The sequence below is a fragment of the Vibrio sp. Vb0304 genome, from assembly GCF_033338995.1.
In the GTDB taxonomy this organism is placed as follows: Bacteria; Pseudomonadota; Gammaproteobacteria; order Enterobacterales; family Vibrionaceae; genus Vibrio; species Vibrio alginolyticus.
In genome coordinates this window covers 1-841 of sequence record NZ_JAWOTT010000131.1, presented here as the reverse complement: position 1 = coordinate 841, position 841 = coordinate 1, and the positions used below count along the sequence as shown (strand labels likewise).

The 841-nt window shown below is 45.1% G+C and carries 1 protein-coding gene and 1 pseudogene; both read left to right on the top strand.

The genetic code is table 11. From position 1 onward, the window contains the following. Positions 1 to 170 (top strand): AMP-binding enzyme (locus tag R7P35_RS26610; RefSeq protein WP_411978889.1); only part of this gene is annotated, 170 nt, incomplete at its 5' end. Positions 171 to 249: 79 nt separating this feature from the next. Continuing rightward, positions 250 to 841, top strand: a pseudogene (locus tag R7P35_RS24400) (ribonuclease D); the annotation flags it as partial.

Sequence of the window (841 nt, the reverse complement as noted above, 5' to 3'; positions counted from 1 at the left end):
GCTTAACCAAAGAAGAAGTGATTGCACACTGTCGTCAGCATCTAACGGGCTACAAGGTTCCAAAACTGGTTGAGTTCCGTGAAGACTTACCGAAGACCAACGTAGGTAAGATCTTACGTCGTGTACTTCGTGAAGAGAACGACGCAGAACTGGCAAAGAAAAGCGCGTAAGCCGATTTCGTTGAGTCGCCAGAATTAAAAAATGATAGAATGCCAGCGTTTTGCTGGCATTTTTTATAGCGAGAAGCATGTGAATTATCAGATTATTACTAAAAACAAAGACCTAGAAAAAGTTTGTGCTCAAGCAAGAGACGCAGATGTCGTAATGCTGGATACCGAGTTCGTACGTATCAGGACTTTTTATCCGCAACTAGGTTTGATTCAGCTTTTCGACGGCAAGCACTTGTCCCTTATCGATCCGACAGAATTAACGGACATGACATCTTTCATCGAACTATTGAAAGATGCATCGGTACTTAAAGTGCTTCACGCCTGTGGCGAAGATTTAGAAGTATTCCAAAATGCATTTGGTTGTACGCCATTTCCAATGGTCGATACACAGTTAATGGCGGCGTTTCTTGGCCACGGGCTGTCAACAGGTTTCGCAACGCTGGTGGAAGAATACTTAGGTGTTGCGTTGGACAAGAGTGAATCTCGCACCGACTGGATGGCTCGTCCTCTCACGCAAAAGCAACTTGATTATGCAGCGGCAGACGTTCACTACTTGTTGCCACTTTACGAAAAATTGCTCGATAAAGTCACTGAAGCTGGTTGGTGGGAAGCGGTGCAGCAAGAGAGCGACTTGTTGGTTTCCAAACGCATTCGCGAAACCAACGAAGAAA